Raw genomic sequence first — 18,575 nt, forward strand, 5'->3', positions numbered from 1 at the left:
TCTGTTGCGCGGCGGTCAGTGGACGTCCGAGGTCTTCCAGCGGATGAAGCGGGATTCCGCGAAGCTCACGAGGGCGAACATCACGACGGCGAGCAGCGCGGCGGTGAAGACGGTGGCGTAAAGGAGCGGCGAGCGGAAATTGAAGGTCGCCTCGATGATCAGCGCGCCCAAGCCGTAGTTGGAGCCGATCCATTCCGCCACGATCGCGCCGATGACGCAGGTGGTGGAGGCGATCTTGAGCGCCGCGAAAAGGAACGGCAGCGAGCTTTGCAGACGCACCTTCCAGAAGATCTCCCAGTTCGAGGCCGAGAGCACGCGCATCAGATCGAGCGTGGCGGGCGACACCGCCTTGAGACCGCGCACCATGTTCACCAGCGTCGGAAAGAAGCAGATCAGACCGGCGATGATGATCTTGGGTGCGAAGCCGTTGCCAAAGATCAGCACGAGGACCGGGGCCAGCGCGATGATCGGGATGGTGTTGATGAACACCGCGATCGGGAAGAAGGCGCGTTCGGCGGTGGAGTTGTGCACGAACCAGATCGCCAGCAGGATCGCCACGAGGTTGCCCGCAACAAAGCCCAGCGCCGCCTCGAAGAAGGTCGGCCAGAAGTTGAGCCACAGCGTACCGGCATTGTCCTGAAACGCGCCGAGGACGGCGACCGGGCTCGGCGCCATGTATTCCGGCACCTCGAAGAACCAGACCACGCCCTGCCAAAGCAGCAACAGGCCTGCGACGGCGGCGAGCGCGGGGCCACGGTCGAGCACCGCGTCGACGATCCGGCTCATGCGCGGCGCCGGCACCGGCATCGGGATTTGGCTTGCCTCGGCCATCTCAGCATTCCTCCAGCAGTTTGCGCAGATGCGCGGTGATCTGGACGAACTCCAGCGTGTCGCGATCCGCCAGCCGCCGCTCAGGCGGTAGCTCGACCTTCATGAACTCCTTCACCCGGCCCGGATGGGCGGCGAGCATCAGCACGTATTGCCCGAGAAAGGCCGCCTCGGGGATCGAATGGGTGACGAAGAGAATCGTCGTCCCCGTCTCGCGCCAGATCCGCAGCACTTCTTCGTTGAGCTTGTCGCGGGTGATCTCGTCGAGCGCGCCAAAAGGCTCGTCCATCAGCAGGATCTTGGGCCGGGTGACCAGCGCGCGGGCGATGGCGACGCGCTGGCGCATGCCGCCCGACAGCTCGTGCGGCAACGCGTTCTCGCGGCCCTTGAGCCCGACCAGTTCCAGCAGGTCGTGCGGATCGGCGGGTGTGTCGCCGCCGCCGCCCACCTCGAGCGGCAGCCGCACATTTTCGATCGCGGTGCGCCACGGCAGCAGCGTCGCGTCCTGGAACACGTAGGAAAAGTTGCGATCGGCGCGGGCGTTGCGCGGGGACTGGCCCTGCACATCGATATGACCGCGTGCCGCCGGGACCAGATCGGCGATGGCGCGCATCAGCGTGGACTTGCCACAGCCCGAGGGGCCGAGGATGGTCACGAAGGCGCCTTGCGGGATCTCGACCGAGACGTCCCGGAGTGCCACGACCCTACCCTCGTTGAAGGTGACGTCGACATTCTCGACCCGGATCGCGCCCGGTTCGGGCGAGGCGACGGGGTTACCCGCCGCCGTATGACGCTCCGCCGCCACCATCACGATACCTCTTTGCGCGCGTCTGCCGTCATTTCGAGGATCTTCAGCGTCATCACCTCGTCGACCGTGGGCGCGTCGCCGTCGAACTGGCCCAGATCGGCATAGGCGGCGATCTGCGTCTCCCAATTCGCGTGGTTCATGGTGCCCCAGCCGCTCTCGGCAGTGGCGTCGGTGAAGACGAAGCTCATCACCTGCTCGACGGCGCGGATCTCGGCCTCGCGGTCCATGTTGGGATAGGCCGCGATCAGCAGATCGACCGCCTCCTCGGGGTTCTCGCGGACATAGTGCCAGCCGCGCGCCGTGGCGCGGGTAAAGCCCGCCAGCGTCTCGGCCTCGTCCTCGATGGTCTCGTCGGTGGCGTAGTAGACGGTTGCGTAGAGCTGGATGCCGGTGTCCCAGAGCATCAGGTCGACCCGCTCCTCGCCCAGCACGTCGAGTGCCGCGATGTTGGTGAGCCAGCCGGTCACGGCGGCGGCCTGCCCGGTCATCAGCTGGTTCATGTCCGAGCCCATGTTGACGATCTCGACGTCGTCCTCGGAGATGTCGTTGGCTGCCAGCAGCGCCTTCAGCAGGATATGCGCGGTGGGCTGGGTGGCGATGGTCTTGCCGATCATGTCCTTGGGCTCGCGGATCGGGTCTTCGGGCAGCGAGAAATAGGTGAAGGGGTGCTTTTGGTAGCCGGCCGCGAAGGCCTTGATCGGGATGCCCGCGGCGCGGGCGAGCATCACCGAGGGGCTCGACGAGATCTGGCCCACCTCGGCGCGCCCCGCCGCGACCGATCCCACGCCGTCGACATTGGGGCCGCCGGGGGTGATCTTCAGCTCGACGCCCTCGGCTTCGTAAAACCCCTTGGCCTGTGCCACGACTTCGCCCAGCTGACCGTTGGACGCGAGCCAGCCAAGCTGCATCTCGACTGTCTTGAGCCCGGCGGCGTTGGCCGCGCCCACGCCGACGAAGGCGGGCACACCGGTGGCCAAGGCGGCGCCTCCGGAATACTGCAGGAACTGGCGCTTGCTGATCTTGGTATTCGGCACTGTTCTCGTCTCCATGTTGCGACCTGCGGCGCTCTTGCCGGCGCCAGTTGTCACCGGAATACTGAAGGGGCCCACCGTTCCAATAAAGAATAAACTTTGCGCCTCATCGCTCTAATTTTGGCAATCAACCGAGAGGGGTTCCGGCGCATGCGCTTGGTCCCGGCGCTCGAAGCTCAAGGCGATGGCGTCGCTCACCGACCAATGGGCATTCGGGCACCCACTATCGGTGTGGCGCTTGCGCGTCCTTCCCCGCCACGGCCCAAGGCCTCACCTGTCGACAAGAGATGCCGTTTCGGCCGATTGCAGACAGGAGGCGACAATGAAGGCGCCGTCATCTGTCGCGATCACAGCGGGTGGGCGATGCCGATGGGGCGTGTCTTGACGCGGCGGGCCACCGCAGGACGAACCCGGCAGGGGAGGTTCGACAACCGAGAGCGGACGGCGCGGTCGCGCGCCCGGTCGCCGATCCTGCTGGATTTTCGGGTCGGCGCAGGGAGCGGAACATGGTCCGCCCTTGCAGCGCGTCAGCCGTCTAGGTTGGTCATGATCCCGGCAACGCCGACAGCTCGTAGCCGGGAGGAAAGGCTGGAGCGTCGATATCCGCGCACGCGCAAAGACGCATGAACCTGTGCGCAGGCCGGACGCGCCGGGGTGGTGACACCGCTTGGTCGCAGACGGGTCCGGCAAGGTCGCGTCGCAGCCGACCCGTCCGGGTTGCTGCGCGCCTTGCCGGACCCGTCCGACATGCCACCTCGGTAGGGTCGGGTCAGGCGGTGGCTATCGCTTGCTCCTGCGCGTCGAAGAAGTGCATCCGCCCCGGTACGAAGCCGAGGCTCACCCGGTCGCCCGGCACCAGATCGGTGCCGCCGATGACCCGCACCGTCACGCGGCCTAGATCGCCGCCGCAATCGACGATCACGTTGGTGTCCGCCCCGAGGTATTCGAGCAGGTCCACCGTGCCGTCGCAGGCCCCCTGCCCCTCGGGCAGCATTTCGATGTGCTCAGGCCGGATGCCAAGCGTCACCGCCTCTCCCGTTCCGGCAAAGGCACCACCGCGCCCACCCGCCAGCTGCCATTCGCCACGCGCGGTGCGGCAAGGCAGCACGTTCATCTTCGGACTGCCGATGAACTGCGCGACGAAGAGGTTGGCGGGGTGCTCATACAGCTCCTTGGGCGTGCCCACCTGCGCGATCTGCCCCGCCGAAAGCACGACGATCCGGTCGGCCAGCGTCATCGCCTCGATCTGATCGTGGGTGACGTAGATCATCGTCGATTTCAGCGTCTGGTGCAGCTTGGCGATCTCGTAGCGCATCTCGACACGCAGCGAGGCGTCGAGGTTCGACAGCGGCTCGTCGAACAGGAACGCCGTGGGTTCGCGCACGATGGAGCGGCCGATGGCGACGCGCTGGCGCTGGCCGCCCGAGAGATCCTTGGGCCGCCGGTGGAGATATTCCTCGAGCCTGAGCGCGCGGGCGGCTTCGGCCACCTGCCGCTCACGCTCGGCGGGCTTGACCCCGGCCGCCTTCAGCGAAAATCCCATGTTCTCGGCCACCGACATGTGCGGGTAGAGCGCGTAGGACTGGAACACCATGGCGAGGCCGCGCTTGGAGGGCGGCTCGGCGGTGGCGTCGCGCTCGCCGACCATGATCTGCCCGCGCGAGGTGCCTTCAAGCCCCGCGATCATCCGCAAAAGCGTGGATTTGCCGCAGCCCGAAGGGCCCACGAAGATGACGAACTCGCCCTCTTCGATGGCGAGGTCGACGCCCTTGATGACCTGCACCTGACCGAACCACTTCTCGACCCCCTTGAGTTCGATGGACGCCATCACGCACCTCCCTTCGCGTTGCTCTTGGCCCCGGCCCAAGTGAGCCAGATCGCTGCTGTCCAGGTAAAGGCATCGCCGCCGCAGGGTGTGCCGTCGCAGGGGTCGAAATACTCGAAGAAGCCGTGCTTCTCGATCAACTCCGCCGTCTCGCGACGCAGCCGCTCGGCGGCCTCTAGGCGGCCCTGATCGACAAGGCCGATCGCCATGAGCGCGTTGACCACGGGCCATGACGGGCCGCGCCAGTAGCGGCGCGGGTCGAACTCCTCCGAGGCCGGATCGGCCGAGGGAAAGCCGTAGCGCACCGCGTCCCATAGATCGGTCATGCGGGTGTCGAGTTCGGCGTTCTCGATGCCCGCGAGGTAGGCGAGGAAGGCGGCCGAGCCGATGCGACCCGAGAACGTCCCGGTCTTGAGGTCGCGCGCGTCGTATCCGCGCGTTTCCGCGTTCCAGATCGAGGGCACGGCGGCCCGCAGATCGGCGGCCCAGCCTTCGATCTCGCTCACATCGTGGCCCAAGCTCCGGCCCAGCGCGGCGAGATCGTCATGCGCGCGCAGCAGGATGAAGGTGATGCCCGGATCGGCCATCAGGAACGGGCCGTTCTTCACGATCTCGGCCTGGTCCCAGCCGCAGTTGCGACCGAACTGGACCATGGCGATGTAGCGGTCGTAATCCGCCTTGCCGGGGCGCATGGAGGGGTCGACATGGCCGGTGTCGCGGCGGGTGTACTCACCGACATTCGAGCCATCGACATTGCTCATGCCGATATCCCAGTCGGGGCAGTTGTCACGCCCGGATTCCCACGGGTGGGTGATCGCCACCACGCCCGAGCCGCAGCGGAAGTCGTGCCACCAGCGGTGCCAGGCAAGCATCTTGGGATACAGCGCCGCCATCCGGTCGCGGCCCGCCTGCGGGTCCATGTCGAAGATCTGGCGCGCCATGGTCGCGGCGACGGGTGGCTGGCTGATGCCGGAGGTCGCGGGCGATTTGCCGGTGCCCCAGACGTCGGGGCCGGGAAAGTAGCCCGGATCGGGCTGGTGAAAGATGATGTGCGGCACCATGCCGTCGTCCCACTGGGCCGAAAACAGCGTGTCGAACTCGGTCCAGGCGCGGTCCAGATCGTAGCTGGCAAACCCCCACGCCGCGAAGGCGCTGTCCCAGTTCCACTGGTAGGGATAGAGCCCGTCGGTCGGCACGGTATAGCCGCCACGATCGTTGCCTTGCAGGATCGCGCGGGCCTGATCGTCGAGGGCGGGCGAGATGCGAATTGAGGACATGATGTTCATCCTTTGACAGAGCCTGCGGTGAGGCCTTTGGTCATGAAGCGTTCGAGGCAGAGGAAAAGCGCCATGATCGGCACGGTGGCGATCACGGAGCCCGCCATCAGGTGCTGGCGCGGGATCTCGGAGGAGTTGAGGGCGGCGATGCCGCGGGTGAGCGTGAATTTCGACGGGTCGTCGAGCAGCATGAAGGCCAGCAGGAACTCGTTCCACGCGATCATGAAGACGTAGAGCGACACGCTCGCCAGCGCCGGCATCGACAGCGGCAGGGTGATCTGCCAGATCACCTTGAGCCGCGACAGACCGTCCATGAGACCGGCCTCCTCGATCTCGGCCGGCAGGCCGCGAAAGTAGCCCTGCAGCATGTAGAGCGCGACCGGGATCGTGGTGACCGGGTAGATCATGACGATGCCGAAGATCGAGTTGCGCAGGCCCAGCATCGAAAATGCGATGTAGATCGGCAGTGCCAGAACGATCATCGGCACCATGTAGATCAGCAGGATCGAGCGCGAGATCGCGGCCCGGCCCGCAAAGCGCAGCCGCGCCACCGCATAGGCGCCGGGGATGGCGAACAGAAGCGTGATGGCCACGGTCAGCACCGAGACGAGGAACGAGGTCCAGAGGTAGCTGCCGAAGTTGAACTGGCCGAACAGCTCGGAATAGCTGCGAAACAGCTCCCAGCCCTTCGACAGGTCGATCGAGAAGTCTAGCGGGTTCTGGATCAGCTCGGATTGGTTCTTCAGCGAGGTCATCACCATCACGTAGAAGGGGATGGCGACGATCGCGGTGAAGAAGATGTAGCCGAAGCCCGTGAGGAAACGGATCACCGAGGCCTCGAATTCGTGCCGGGTGAGCGGACCGGGGCGGCAGCCCTCCATCATCGCGGCGAGCGGCCAGCCGGTGGCGCCCCCCACGACCGCGCCCGACAAGAGCGTGGTCCACAGCGCGATCTGCGGCCCGGTGACGACCGAGGCGATGGGGGTAAGAGAGAGAAGCGCCCCGAGGCCAAGGCCCACCGGCCCGGCAAACCGCGGCATGGCGACGGCGAGCGCGCCGAGACCCGCCCCCACAAGCGCCGCGCCGATCCCGCCGGGACGGAACGCGCCCCCCGTGGCAAAGGAGAAGACGACGGCGGTGGTGGTGGCGATGACCAGCGCCCAGAACAGGCCCAGAAGCGGCCCCGCGACGTATCCGTGACGGAAGATGCTCATAGCCCCTCCTCCTGGCTGATGAAGCGGAAGAACAGGAAGCTGAACACCAGAAGGCAGGCGAAGATCACCACGGCCACCGCCGCCCCCGCCCCGATGTTGGAAACGGCGAAAGCCTGTTCATAGACGTTGACGGTGAGGGTCCGGGTGCCGGCGTTGCCACCGGTCAGCAGGAAGATGTCGTCGAACTTGTTGAAGGTCCAGATGAAGCGCAGCAGGAACAGCACCGACAGGATGCCCAGAAGCTGCGGCATCGAAAGATACCAGAACTGCTGGAACGGGCTCGCGCCATCCATGTCGGCGGCCTCGTACATGTCGGTGTCGATCGACTGCATCCGAGCGAGGATGAACAGGAACGACAGCGGGAAGTAGCGCCAGACCTCGAACAGGATCACCATGATCAGCGCGAGAGGACGCTGACCGAAGAAGTTGATCGCCTCGTCGGTGACGCCCATCTGGATCAGCAGCGCGTTGGCCGAGCCCGAGAAGGGGTCGAACAGGATGATCCAAGTGAAGGCCACGGCGATTACCGGGGCCACGTAGGGAAAGAGATAAAGCCCGCGCAGCACCCCCTGCCCCCTGAACGACTTGTCGAGGAGCAGCGCTGCGAAAAGGCCGAAGACCAGCGCGCCGATGGTGCCGAAGACGGTGTAGACCAGCGTCACCCAGAGCACGCCCCAGAACTCGGAGCCGTCGAAGACGCGGGCGAAGTTCTCGAAGGTGAACTCGCCGGAGGTCAGCACGTTGGAGGCGCGGCCCGTCAGACCCGGCGGGCTGTCGGGCAGCTCCATCCCCGCATCGGCAAAGGCCTGACCGATGGTGACGGGGATCTCGATGGTCTCGCGGTGGCCGCCCTCGAAATCGCCCAAGTCGCAGCTGAGCGCCAGCCCATCGAGCGCACAGCGCGGGTCGAGTTCGCCGATCACGAGCCCCTCGGGCAAGGTATCGGTGAGCACCACGCCCGAGATCACCTGGTCCTGGCTCGAATTGCGCAGCCGGTAGCGCAGCGTCGCCTCGTCGCCCACTGCCTCGGGGCGGCCGCGCAGATCCTCGCTGACCACCGGGACCGGCGGGCGCAGATCGGCGAGGCCCACGGGCTTCACGCTGATCCAGAAGATCGCGAGCAGCGGCAGCACCACGACGAGCGTGACGGCGGTGACGGTCGGAAGCAGCAGGCCCCAGGCCAGCCGCGCCTCGCGGCGCTCCAGCGGGTTGCGGCCCTTGGGCGGTGTCGGCGCGGGTCGGCTGGTGTCGGCGCTTTGGCCGAGCGGCGCCGGCCCACTTCGTGGGGTCTGGGCGGTCATGGTCCGGTCCTCGCGGATGTCGGATGAAAAAGAGGGGTTGGGGGGCGGCCCCTCGCGGGGAGGAACGCGAAGGGCCGCCCGGCCGCGATCACTGGATCGCGGCCAGCTCGTCGTTCATGGCCTGAACGGCGGCGGGCGCGTCGATCTGCCCGTCAATGTACTGGCGCACCACGCGGTTGATGGCTTGGGAGTTGATCATCTTGGAGGCCAGCGCCAGCTGCCCCTCCTCGACGCCCCAGCGCTGGGCCACGTCGAGCCCGCCAACGATCTCGTCGATCATCGCCTGATCGTAGAGTTCGGACATCGGCTTCTTGCGGTCGACACCCATCGGCAGCTTGGCCCATTCCTCCGAAAACTCGGAGGGGTTCTCGGAGGTGCCGCGCCGCACCGGGAACTTGCCCTCGGGCGCGATCGACAGCGTCTTGGTATAGCCCTCGTTCATCGAGAACTCGACGAACTCCATCGCCGCGTCGGTCGAGGCGTCGTTGGTGATGCCGAAGTAGCGGATGTCGGCCCAGGCCGCGCCCTCGGGGTTGGAGGGGCCCGAGAAGTTGGTGACGACGTCGGTCTTGGAGGCGAGCTCGGGCGAGGTCGGATCGTCGTTGATCGTGGGCGGAGCGCTGTCGCGCAGACCGGCCAGCTCGTCGAGGATGAAGGGCGACCAGATGATCATCGCCGCGTTGCCCGAAAAGTAGAGCGAGCGCGACTGATCCCAGTAGAGTTCACCCGGGGGCGAGGCTTCGGCGAGGGCCTTGTAGAACTCCAGCACCTCGGTGGTTGCAGCCTCGTCAAGCGGCTGCGCGCCGTCGGGGCCGACCGGCGAGACGCCGTTGGCGAGGAACACGTGCTCGAGCACCTGGCTCATGAAATTCTCGTCGACCTTGGTGGCGGCGACAAAGCCGTACATCTCGGGCGGGTTGTGCAGCGCCTCGAGGGCCGCGCGCACGGCATCGAAGGAGGTCGGTGCCTCGAGCCCGGCCTCTTCGAACAGATCCTTGCGGTAGACGATCATCTGGGTCCAGCCGTCGACCGGGACGCTGGCATAGCCGCCGCCCTCGAGCTCCGCCATGGCGAGCGCGCCGGGGGCGAAGCTGTCCTCGCCCAGGTTCTCGATCACATCGGTCGCGGCATCGATGTCGAGAATGCCCGCATCGACCCAAGGCAGCGCGTATTGCAGCGTGTGGTAGATCACGTCCGGCAGGTCACCGGCGGCATAGGCGGCGGTGGCACGGGTGCCGAGATCGCTCTCGGTAACCGGGATCACCTCGACCGAATGGCCCGAGGAGGCCTCGAACTCGGCCGCTAGCTCCTGCTGGGCCGCGAGCCGCTCGGGCTGCTCCTCGGTGGTCCAGAAGCGCAGTTCCTCGGCCTGCGCCGCCCCTGCGGTAAGCGCGATCAGCGCCGCACCGGCCATCAGACGGGTCTTGTGGGTCGTGGTCATGGTCTCTCCTCCCATGGTGAAAATCATGTGGTTTCGCGCGCGAGGCGCTGCGCCAGCGCGCCCGAGTCGAGCCTCGGCGGCCCGGCCGATCCCCGGTCGGCGAAGACGGCGGGCGCGGTTTCGCGCAGCTCTTCGGGTGAAGTCCCCCGGATGCGGGCGATCAGCATCTCGGCGAGCCGCTGGCCCGCCGCACGGGTGTCCACCTTGAACGACGACAAGGGCGGATCGGCATAGGCCCCGTCGGGCACGCCGTCATAGCTGATGACCGACAGGTCGCGCCCCACCCGCAGACCCAGATCGGCGCAGACGCGGTAGAGCCCGAGCGCCGCGTGATCGACCGCGAAAACCACCGCTGTGGGCGGGGCATCGAGCGCCAGAAGCGCCCGGGTCTCGCGGGCGCCGTCCTCGGTGCGCAGCGCCTCGCTGCGGATCAGCACGGGGTCTTCGATCAACCCTGCGGCGGCGAGGCCGGCCCGGTAGCCGGCCAGCCGCAACCGGCTGTAATTATAGCGCCCACCCCCGTTCACGAAGGCGATCCGATGATGACCCAGCCGCGACAGATGCACGACCGCATCACGCATCGCGTCTTCGCCGAGGATGTCGAACCACGCGCAGCCCTCGGGCTTGGCAGTACGTCCGAACATGACGAAGGGCACGTCATGCGCCCTGAGCAGCGCCACACGCGCGTCGTCGGACAAGGTGCGCGGAAGGATGAAGCCGTCGGCCTTCCGGTCCTCGACCAGCTGCGCCATGGTGCGCACAGTGCGCGCCTCACTGTCGGCGGTCGCCACGGTGAGGGTCCAGCCCTCGGCGCTGGCCGCGACCGAGATCCCGGCGAGAAAGTCGGCGAGGAACGGGCGTTGCGAGTCGTGGTCGTCGATCTGCACGACCAACCCCAGCGCGCGCACCCGCCCGGTGCGGATCGCCTGGGCGTGGCTCAGGGGCCGATACCCCATCGTCTCCGCGCCCCGGCGCACTCTGAGCCGGGTGCTTTCGGAGATGTCGGGATAGCCGTTCAACGCCCGGCTGACCGTGCTCTTGCTCAGCCCGAGAGCTGCGGACAGCTGGGTAATGGTCACCCGCCCCTGAGGCGCCTCGGCCGGTCCTAGATCATGAACGGTCTGGATCACTTCGAATCCCCCTTGATTCGAAGCTCGGTTCCGAAACCGGTTTCGGCAATTGGTATTTCGTTAATTCGCCATCTTTCGACGCTGCACTGCCGCATTACTTGCGACGGCAACCACGGTAGCGCGACGCTCGTGGTTGCCTGACACGGCGGTAATCAGGCCGGGGGGAACACCAGGAACGCTCGGAAATCATTGACGTTGGTCAGTGTGGGCCCGGTGACGACCTGGCCGCCGATCCGGCCAAAGTAGCCATGCGCGTCGTTGTCGCGCAGCGCCTGCTCCGCCTGTTCGCCCAAGGAGGTCGATGGTCCCGCATAAGCCCCGGCGACCTCATCCGCCCCGTCAACCCCGTCGGTGTCACAGGCAAGAAGGTGAATGCGCGGATCGCCGTTGAGTTCGATAGCGGCGGCGAGGACGAACTCGGCGTTCGGGCCGCCCCTGCCCTTACCACGCCGGGTCACCGTGCATTCGCCGCCTGACAAAAGCAGAACCGGTGCCGCCCCCGGCGCAAGGCCGTCCGCGATCTCTCGCGCCGTGATGGCCTGCGCCACCGCCAACTCCCGCGCCTCGCCTTCGAGCGCGTCGCCCAGCATCCGCACCTCGCAGCCCATGGCCCGGGCGATCTCGGCGGCGGCCTCGAGCGACTGCGCCGGGGCCGCGACGATGCGGGTTTCGGACCGGGCGAGGCGCGGATCGTTGGGGGCCACCCGGTCCGCCCCATTTGCTCCCCCCCGCGCCAGCACCGCGCGCGCCGCTTCGGGCACGTCGATGGACCACCGCTCGATGATCTCCAGCGCTTGCTCGGGCGTGCTGGTATCGCCCACGGTCGGACCCGAGGCGATCTCGGAAGGGTCGTCGCCGGGCACGTCCGAGATGATGAGATTCAATAGCCGCGCCGGGGCGCAGGCCGCGCCGAGACGCCCGCCCTTCACGCGGCTGAACTGCTTGCGCACCACGTTCATCGCCGAGATCGGCGCGCCGGAGGCCAAGAGCGCTGCGTTCACCGCCTGCTTGTCCTCGAGCGTCAGCCCCTCGACCGGCGCGCACAAAAGCGCCGAGCCGCCCCCCGAGATCAGCGCCAGCACGTGATCCTCCGGCCCGAGCCCCGACAGCAGGTCGAGAAGCCGCGTCGTGGCCTCCAGCCCCGCGCGGTCCGGCACCGGATGCGCCGCCTCGACGATTTCAATCCCCTCGCAGGGCCTTGCGTAGCCATAGCGCGTCAGCACCAGCCCCTCGCAGGGGCCGTAGACTGCCTCCACCGCTTCGGCCATGCGGGCGCTGGCCTTGCCGGCGCCGATCACCACCAGCCGTCCCTCCGGACGGGGCGGCAGCTGCGCGGCGATGACCTGCATCGGGTCGGCGCGCGCCACGGCGGCGGCGAACAGCGCTTCGAGAAAGCCGCGCGGATCCTGCGAGGGCTGGGAAACAGGCTGCATCGAGAACTCTCCTTGCGGGCAAAGCGGGCCATGTTGTTGGCTCGGGGGATAGGCGTTGCGCACGACTGATATATCGTTATATTAGGGCCAATAAAAGACCGATTGGCAGGCTGATCGAAATCCGTGGCCCAGAGACCCAAACTCAGTACCGTCGCCGAGGCCGCAGGCGTCTCCACTGCGACGGTCAGCCAAGTGCTGCGGGGCACGGGTCGGATCTCGGAGCGGACCCGTGCCAAGGTCCTCGAAGCGGTACGCGCGGTAAACTATCTTCCCGATGGCCGCGCCGCCGCGATGCGCTCAGGCGTCAACCGCGAGATCGGGCTGGTGCTGCACCACCTCGCCAATCCGTTCAATGCGGAGTTGGTCAGCGGCGTCAGCGACCGGCTGGAGCGCGACGGCTATCTCGTCTCGGTGCTGGACTCCCGTGACGATGCCGAACGGCAGGCCCGCAACCTGCGCGCGTTGATCGCCAACATGCGCGGCGGGCTGATCTGGGTGCCGGCCAGCGGCACCGATGCCGCGACGCTGGACCTTCTGGCCGCCCAGCGGTTGCCGGTCGTCACCTTCCTGCACCGGGTGTCCCCAGACCTCGATCATGTCGATATGGACAATGCGCAAGCGCTGTACGAGGCGGTCGCGCATCTGGCCGATCTCGGCCATCGCCGCATCGCTTTTCTCGGCGGAACAGCGCCCCGCGCGCCGCGTACGGAACGGATCGCGGGCTACCTCAAGGCCATGGCAGAATGCGATCTCGAAGCGCCGCTGATCTGGCCCTGCGAGGACAGCCGGTACGGCGGGCGCGACGCGATGATCGCCTTGCGCGGGGCGCATCCTGAGGTGACCGCTGCGGTGTGCAACGGCGACATGGTCGCTCTTGGTGCCTGCCTCGGTCTTGCCAGCCGCGGCGAGCGGGCGGGCCGCGAGATGTCGGTCGTGGGTTTCGACGACGTGGCCGAGGCGGCTTTGGCGACACCGGCGCTGACCACGCTTTCCGTTGCACCATATGACCTCGGCCGACGTCTGGCCGAACAACTGCTCGCCCGCTTGGCCGATCCCGCCGCCGCCCCCGCAACGCTGCGCGTCGACGCCATGCTGGTGCCGCGCGAAACCACCGCCCCGCCCTTGCCCCGATGACCCGTCAGGAGCTGATGACCATGACCACCCGCTGGACCACCCTGCCCGATCACCGCCGCTGGCTCGCACGAAAGGCCGACGACCTGCTGCGCCTGTTCGAGGCCGAAAGCGTAGACCCGGCAGGTGGATTTTTCACGCTCGACTCCGAGGGCCATGCGCTGCGCGACGAGGCGCTGCGCGAGATCCACGCCACGGCACGCATGGTGCATTGCTTTGCCATCGCCGCTTTGCGGGGCCGCCCCGGTGCAATGGCGATCGTCGATCATGGGATACGGTTCCTGCGGGAGCGGCACCGCCAGCCGAGCGGTGGATTTGCTTGGGGCGTGACGGCCACAGATGTGCCGGACCCGCGCTTGACCGGCTATGGCCATGCCTTCGTCCTGCTCGCCGCCGCGAGCGCCGAGATGGCCGGCCATGCGCAGGCCCGGCATCTGATCGACGACGTGACCGCGGTGATCCGCGAGCGTTTCTGGGAGGAAGAGCACGGCGCGATCCGTGAGGGCTTTGACGCCGATTGGCACGAGACCGAGCCCTATCGCGGCCAGAACTGCAACATGCACCTGACCGAGGCGCTGATGGCGGCCTTCGAGGCCACCGGCGACGAGGTGCATCTGCGGATGGCGGAGCGGATCGCCGATCTGATCGTCAATCGCCGCGCGCGCGAGAACGGCTGGCGTCTGGCCGAGCATTTCCATGCCGACTGGCGCGTTAATCGCGAGTATGACGGCGACCCGATGTTCCGCCCTTCCGGGCTGACCCCCGGCCATTCCCTCGAATGGGCGCGGCTTCTGGTGCAGCTGTACGAAACCGGGGGCCGCAGGCTCGGCTGGGCACCCGAGGCCGCGCGCGCTCTGTTCGATCGCGCCGTCACCGATGGATGGGACGCGCGGAAGGGCGGGCTCTACTACACGCTCGATTGGGACGACCGCCCCGCCATCGCCGAACGCTACTGGTGGCCCGTCTGCGAAGGGATCGGCGCGGCGCATGCGCTGTCGGAACTGGACGGCGATCCGCGCTACGAGGGCTGGTACCGCCGGTTTTGGGACTTTGCCGCGCGGCACCTGATCGACCGCGAGTTCGGAGGCTGGCACCCGCAGATCGACGCCGAGGGCCGTCCCTCCTCGGATCCGTTCTTCGGCAAGCCTGACATCTACCACGCGTTGCAGGCCTGCCTGATCCCACTCGGGCCACTGACCGGAAGCCTCGCCGCGCTGGCCGACTAAACCTGCGCATCGCAGCCTGTGAAAGACCGAGCCACGCGCCTCATGCGCTCTATGGGCTCGGCTCAAACTTACCCGCGACAGGGCGTGACCTGGCTCAACGGCCAGATCATCGCACACAACGGGGCTGCAGAGGCCGTCCCCGGCCTCAGGTCAGCTGCGATCTTCATGGCCGCTCTCCCTGGCCCGGCGCAGGCATGGCCGCGCGAAGTTCGTCTTCGCCGATCCCGAGCTCTTCGGCGGCAGCGGCGAAATCCGGCGGCATGGAAGTGCCGAGCGCATCCATCAGCATCTGTTCGCTGACGCCAAGCTGTTCCGCGACAGTCGCGAAATCGGGGGCACCGCCACCCGGGCCGCCGTCGAACGATGCCTGTTCGATCTCACCGTGATAGCAGTCGATCATGTATGGCGCTTCGTCGGCCGTCAGGTGATAGTGATAGGTGCCCTCCGCAAACTCCGGGGTCGGCCCGACATGACCACTGCATTCGTCGAGACCCTCGTTGCCGATCACCTCGCCGTTGGCGTCCCTGTTGGCATAGACCGGAAAACCGTCCTCCAGAACGCCGATCATGTGCGAGTGCTCGCCTTCGACATCGAGGCGCTCCGTCAGGCAGACGGGGATGCCGTGGTAGTGATAGTTCGACCCGTCCACGAGCGTGTGGCCGTTGCATTCGTCGAGGAAAGCCACGTGATCATGGATCACCTGATCGTCCTGCGCGACGACAGTGCGCTCCATGTTCTCGTAATCGTTGAAAATCTGCGCCCCGCTCAGCGCGACGCCGATACGGCCCAACGAGGTGTCGGTCGGCTTGTCCGCATAGGTCGGCAAGGTCGTGATGGTGGTGTCGATCGGCGTTTCCGTAAAGTAGTCGACCGAGTTGACGACATCGAAGAACTCGGCGGGCTTGTCGGCGAACGGCTGATCGGCCGGATCGGTGGGGATCAGGTATTGATCGGCGAAGCCATGGTCCGGGATACCGTTCGACTGGAAGGTGAAGGTATTCGCGGCCTCATCGAAAGTGATGGTCACGTTGTCGGCCCAAGCGGCAGATGCGACCGCATCGCTGGTATCCACGGTGGTGCCGGACGCATCCTGCGCGAGCGAGGGTAAGGTTCGCAAAACGACGGCAGCAATCATCACCGATGCGGCGACGGTCGAACGGAGGGCGTGTCTCGACATGGGCGTGATCTCCTTTTCCTGTTTTCTATTGGTTGGGACGGGCGGGCAGTGCCGCATGCAGGGCATCTTCATCGACACTTAGGGCTGCTGCTACTTCAGCGAGGTTCGCATCCCGGTCGTCAGTGGCCTCCACCGCCTGCAGTAAGGTTCGGCACTCATGCCAAACGTCTCGGCGGCCCGATCGAAGCCCAACGGCAGTCCGCCCTGACCATCATTGTCTGGCCGAGGCGGCTCGATGCGACCGCCGTCTCTCGCAGGGGTCGCGCCGATCCCGGCGGTCGCGCGGTGGTGATGAAGCTGTCCACGACGTCCACACCTGCCAGTCAGGGCGCTAGGTTCGGGAAGTCCATGGATGGATAGCGACCATTGGCGGCCCCTCACCGCATGTGCCCCATCGGATCGCGTTTCCTTCGAAGGTGGAACTGTTCGGTAAATCCAGCATGGGCCCCTCAAATTGTCGCATGATCATTCGACGATGTAATGTGCCTGAGCACAAATCAACACAGGTCAGGGCGATGGCCCAAGGGGTTTGGGTGACCTTGTTGCCCCCTCTCGGCGAGGGGGATTCATCGAGCGCTTCGTGAGGGTTAGGTCGAGAGCATGCCGAGGCCTTTCCCCGACCCGCGACCGCACGACGAGCTGGTCCAACGACAATGCGGCGCTGCGCAGGCGCGGCTCGCTGACGGTCTGGTTTGCTCCGGAGATGTCTTGGCATGCCGGCGCGCGCGGATCTCCGTGTAGGTCCCGTATCGCGCGTCAGCACAGCCCTTGATCCTGTTGATCGACAATGAGGCATTTTCCACTATCGGTACAACCACGATGTCGAATGGCATTGAGTTCCGAAGGCACGGCGAATGGCAGGGCCAAGATCAAGGCCGCCTGCTGAAGAAGGGCGGAAAAGGGTTCGGTCATGATCTGGGCTGCTTTGCGCAACATCGCCACTCTGAGTAGCCTTCGGCTTGGCGTTCCGCGTCAGGCACCAGTTCCGGCACCCGGCGGATGTCGACGACGGTGCCAGGCAGGCTGCGCGCGCCTTTTGCTTAGGCTTGGGCCAAGGTGCGGATGTGACGCCAGTTTGAATAGTCGAGGATCAACACATCTGACATGTCGTGCTCCTCGATTGGTTTCGGCGATGAAATGTGCCGAAAAGTTCGTTTGCGCGAGCGCCGCCTCGATCTCGGCCCGATGTGACGAGGTTGGCACCTCGATCGTCCGGCTGGCGATAACGGCGGAACCGACCGTGCGGGTATCGAGCGTCTTGAGGATGCCGGTGACGGCCCGAGCGCAGCCGGAACAGGTCATGTTGGCGATGTGGAATTTCACATCGGCCACCGTTGGTTGATGGATAATTCCCTAGTCGGGGCTTCCTGTGATGAGAGGATCGAGCTGGAATTCGATGGCCGAACTCGCACTCGATCAGACGCGAATACGAGGGTCTTGACCCTCCCAGCGTGGGAGGCCCCATCCCGATGGAAATGCCCGTTTTCAACGCTTTCGCGGCGCATGTTCAGGGGACCTTCCGATGACCACTTCAAACGCTTTCCACCCATCCGTGCTTGCTGGACGCAAGCCGGTCGTGATCGCTGCCGTGGTGCATGCCATCAACGACGCTTACGTAGCCTTCTTGCCTGCGATGCTGCCGCTCTACGCCTTGCGGCTCGGTATGGATGGGGTGGCGCTGGCTGGCTTGGTGGCGACCTACGCCATCTCGGCCTCCTTGCCAGGGCCAGCGCTCGGTCTTTTGGCCGACAGGATCGGCGCGCGCAGGGTGACAGCAGCGAGCGTCCTGCTCAGCGCTGTGCTGATGAGCCTGCTGACCGTGGAACCAGACCCGATCTGGCTGTACGCCTTGACCGCGCTGGCCGGGCTTGGGTCGGCGGCGATCCATCCTTCGGGCAGCACACTTGCGCGGCAGGGCCGGGTAACGCCGGAACTGGCGGTGGCGCTGTTCAGTGCGGCCGGGATGCTGGGCTATGCGGCGGGTCCGATGTTGCTGGGTGCAGCACGGACGTGGGCGGACGGCTGGATGCTGCCGGTCTTGGCGGCTCCGGGACTGCTGGCGGCGGCGGTGACGCTTGTGATGCTGCCCCATGACGCGCCATCCCGCAAAGCCGGAAATTCGCCGCGCTTCGCCTGGTCGCTGATCACCGGACCGGTGGGCCTGTTGACGCTCGCGGCGGCCTTTGCCTTCCTGCCATCGAGCGCCATGCTGAATGGATTGCCGTTGCTGCTGGCCGAGCGGTACGGGCTCGATCCGGCGGACCCGATATTGGCCCGCACGATCAGTGTCTATTCGCTGGCCTCTGCCGCGGGCGGTATCGGCGTCGGGCTGCTGGTGTCGCGTTTGCGGCGACGGGTCCTGCTGGCACTGGTGTTGGCAGGGAGCGTACCGGCCTCGATGAGCGTGCTGCTCTTTGCGCCGCCGCAGCCGGCGTTTCTGGCTGCGTTGGTGCTGGCGGGAATGCTGGCCTACGCTTCGACGCCGCTATTTGTGGTGGCCGCGCAGAACTTGGCGCCGGGGGCCAGCGCTGCGGCCTCCGGCATAATTTTCGGCCTCGCCGCCGCGCTGACCGGAGCGCTCTATTTTGGCATCGGATTGGTGCAGACGCGTTATGGGGCCGAAACGGCGCTCATGCTGGCGTTCTCCACGCCACTGGTGGCCGTGCTGATTGCGCTGCCGGTCCTTGGGAAGACAGACAAATCGGTCGCAGCGCTCAAGGAGTTTCACCCCTGCCCCAGCATCTAAGACCGGC

16 protein-coding genes are annotated in these 18,575 nt (G+C 66.5%); 3 read left to right on the forward strand and 13 right to left on the reverse strand.

Going from position 1 to position 18,575, the window contains the following annotated elements:
• Nucleotides 1-15: 15 nt before the first annotated feature.
• The 10 genes from AADJ02_RS16185 to AADJ02_RS16230 all read right to left on the reverse strand — a co-directional run bounded on the left by AADJ02_RS16185 (nucleotide 16) and on the right by AADJ02_RS16230 (nucleotide 12,288).
• Entirely contained in the window at nucleotides 16-786 is a 771-nt protein-coding gene (locus AADJ02_RS16185; protein ID WP_341214042.1) for an ABC transporter permease, read from the reverse strand.
• Nucleotides 787-832: 46 nt separating this feature from the next.
• Nucleotides 833-1,636, reverse strand: a complete 804-nt coding sequence (locus AADJ02_RS16190) for an ABC transporter ATP-binding protein (RefSeq protein WP_341214106.1) — start codon at nucleotides 1,634-1,636, stop codon at nucleotides 833-835.
• A complete protein-coding gene (locus AADJ02_RS16195; RefSeq protein ID WP_341214043.1) occupies nucleotides 1,636-2,685 on the reverse strand; it encodes an ABC transporter substrate-binding protein in 1,050 nt (349 codons plus the stop codon). The genes AADJ02_RS16190 and AADJ02_RS16195 overlap by 1 nt, the downstream gene beginning before the upstream one ends.
• Nucleotides 2,686-3,436: 751 nt before the next feature.
• Nucleotides 3,437-4,495 (reverse strand): ABC transporter ATP-binding protein, encoded by a 1,059-nt coding sequence (locus AADJ02_RS16200; RefSeq protein ID WP_341214044.1) that lies wholly within the window; start codon nucleotides 4,493-4,495, stop codon nucleotides 3,437-3,439.
• Nucleotides 4,495-5,769, reverse strand: a complete 1,275-nt coding sequence (locus tag AADJ02_RS16205; RefSeq protein WP_341214045.1) for a hypothetical protein — start codon at nucleotides 5,767-5,769, stop codon at nucleotides 4,495-4,497. The genes AADJ02_RS16200 and AADJ02_RS16205 overlap by 1 nt, the downstream gene beginning before the upstream one ends.
• 5 nt (nucleotides 5,770-5,774) lie before the next feature.
• On the reverse strand, nucleotides 5,775-6,983 hold the full coding sequence (locus AADJ02_RS16210; protein ID WP_341214046.1) for a carbohydrate ABC transporter permease: 1,209 nt from the start codon (nucleotides 6,981-6,983) through the stop codon (nucleotides 5,775-5,777).
• The gene (locus AADJ02_RS16215) at nucleotides 6,980-8,284 is read right to left on the reverse strand and encodes a sugar ABC transporter permease (protein WP_341214047.1); all 1,305 of its coding nucleotides are present in this window, start codon (nucleotides 8,282-8,284) and stop codon (nucleotides 6,980-6,982) included. Before AADJ02_RS16215 ends, AADJ02_RS16210 begins: the two co-directional genes overlap by 4 nt.
• An 88-nt stretch (nucleotides 8,285-8,372) precedes the next feature.
• Complete coding sequence (locus tag AADJ02_RS16220; protein WP_341214048.1) at nucleotides 8,373-9,725, reverse strand: extracellular solute-binding protein; 1,353 nt, start codon at nucleotides 9,723-9,725, stop codon at nucleotides 8,373-8,375.
• Between the two features lie 23 nt (nucleotides 9,726-9,748).
• Entirely contained in the window at nucleotides 9,749-10,855 is a 1,107-nt protein-coding gene (locus AADJ02_RS16225; protein WP_341214049.1) for a substrate-binding domain-containing protein, read from the reverse strand.
• A 152-nt stretch (nucleotides 10,856-11,007) separates the two neighbouring features.
• Entirely contained in the window at nucleotides 11,008-12,288 is a 1,281-nt protein-coding gene (locus AADJ02_RS16230) for a glycerate kinase (protein ID WP_341214050.1), read from the reverse strand.
• Between the two features lie 123 nt (nucleotides 12,289-12,411).
• Between AADJ02_RS16230 and AADJ02_RS16235 the strand changes: the two genes are divergently transcribed.
• Complete coding sequence (locus AADJ02_RS16235) at nucleotides 12,412-13,422, forward strand: LacI family DNA-binding transcriptional regulator (RefSeq protein ID WP_341214051.1); 1,011 nt, start codon at nucleotides 12,412-12,414, stop codon at nucleotides 13,420-13,422.
• Between the two features lie 14 nt (nucleotides 13,423-13,436).
• Nucleotides 13,437-14,645 (forward strand): AGE family epimerase/isomerase, encoded by a 1,209-nt coding sequence (locus AADJ02_RS16240; RefSeq protein ID WP_341214052.1) that lies wholly within the window; start codon nucleotides 13,437-13,439, stop codon nucleotides 14,643-14,645.
• 163 nt (nucleotides 14,646-14,808) lie between these two features.
• Here AADJ02_RS16240 and AADJ02_RS16245 read toward each other — a convergent pair whose 3' ends face one another.
• The 3 genes from AADJ02_RS16245 to AADJ02_RS16255 all read right to left on the reverse strand — a co-directional run bounded on the left by AADJ02_RS16245 (nucleotide 14,809) and on the right by AADJ02_RS16255 (nucleotide 17,154).
• Nucleotides 14,809-15,822, reverse strand: a complete 1,014-nt coding sequence (locus AADJ02_RS16245; RefSeq protein ID WP_341214053.1) for a YHYH protein — start codon at nucleotides 15,820-15,822, stop codon at nucleotides 14,809-14,811.
• A gap of 756 nt (nucleotides 15,823-16,578) precedes the next feature.
• On the reverse strand, nucleotides 16,579-16,764 hold the full coding sequence (locus AADJ02_RS16250) for a hypothetical protein (RefSeq protein WP_341214054.1): 186 nt from the start codon (nucleotides 16,762-16,764) through the stop codon (nucleotides 16,579-16,581).
• Nucleotides 16,765-16,794: 30 nt separating this feature from the next.
• Entirely contained in the window at nucleotides 16,795-17,154 is a 360-nt protein-coding gene (locus AADJ02_RS16255; protein ID WP_341214055.1) for a heavy-metal-associated domain-containing protein, read from the reverse strand.
• 190 nt (nucleotides 17,155-17,344) lie between these two features.
• Between AADJ02_RS16255 and AADJ02_RS16260 the strand changes: the two genes are divergently transcribed.
• The gene (locus tag AADJ02_RS16260) at nucleotides 17,345-18,568 is read left to right on the forward strand and encodes an MFS transporter (protein ID WP_341214056.1); all 1,224 of its coding nucleotides are present in this window, start codon (nucleotides 17,345-17,347) and stop codon (nucleotides 18,566-18,568) included.
• Nucleotides 18,569-18,575 lie beyond the last annotated feature (7 nt).

Source organism: uncultured Limimaricola sp. (assembly GCF_964022235.1).
Lineage (GTDB): Bacteria > Pseudomonadota > Alphaproteobacteria > Rhodobacterales > Rhodobacteraceae > Limimaricola.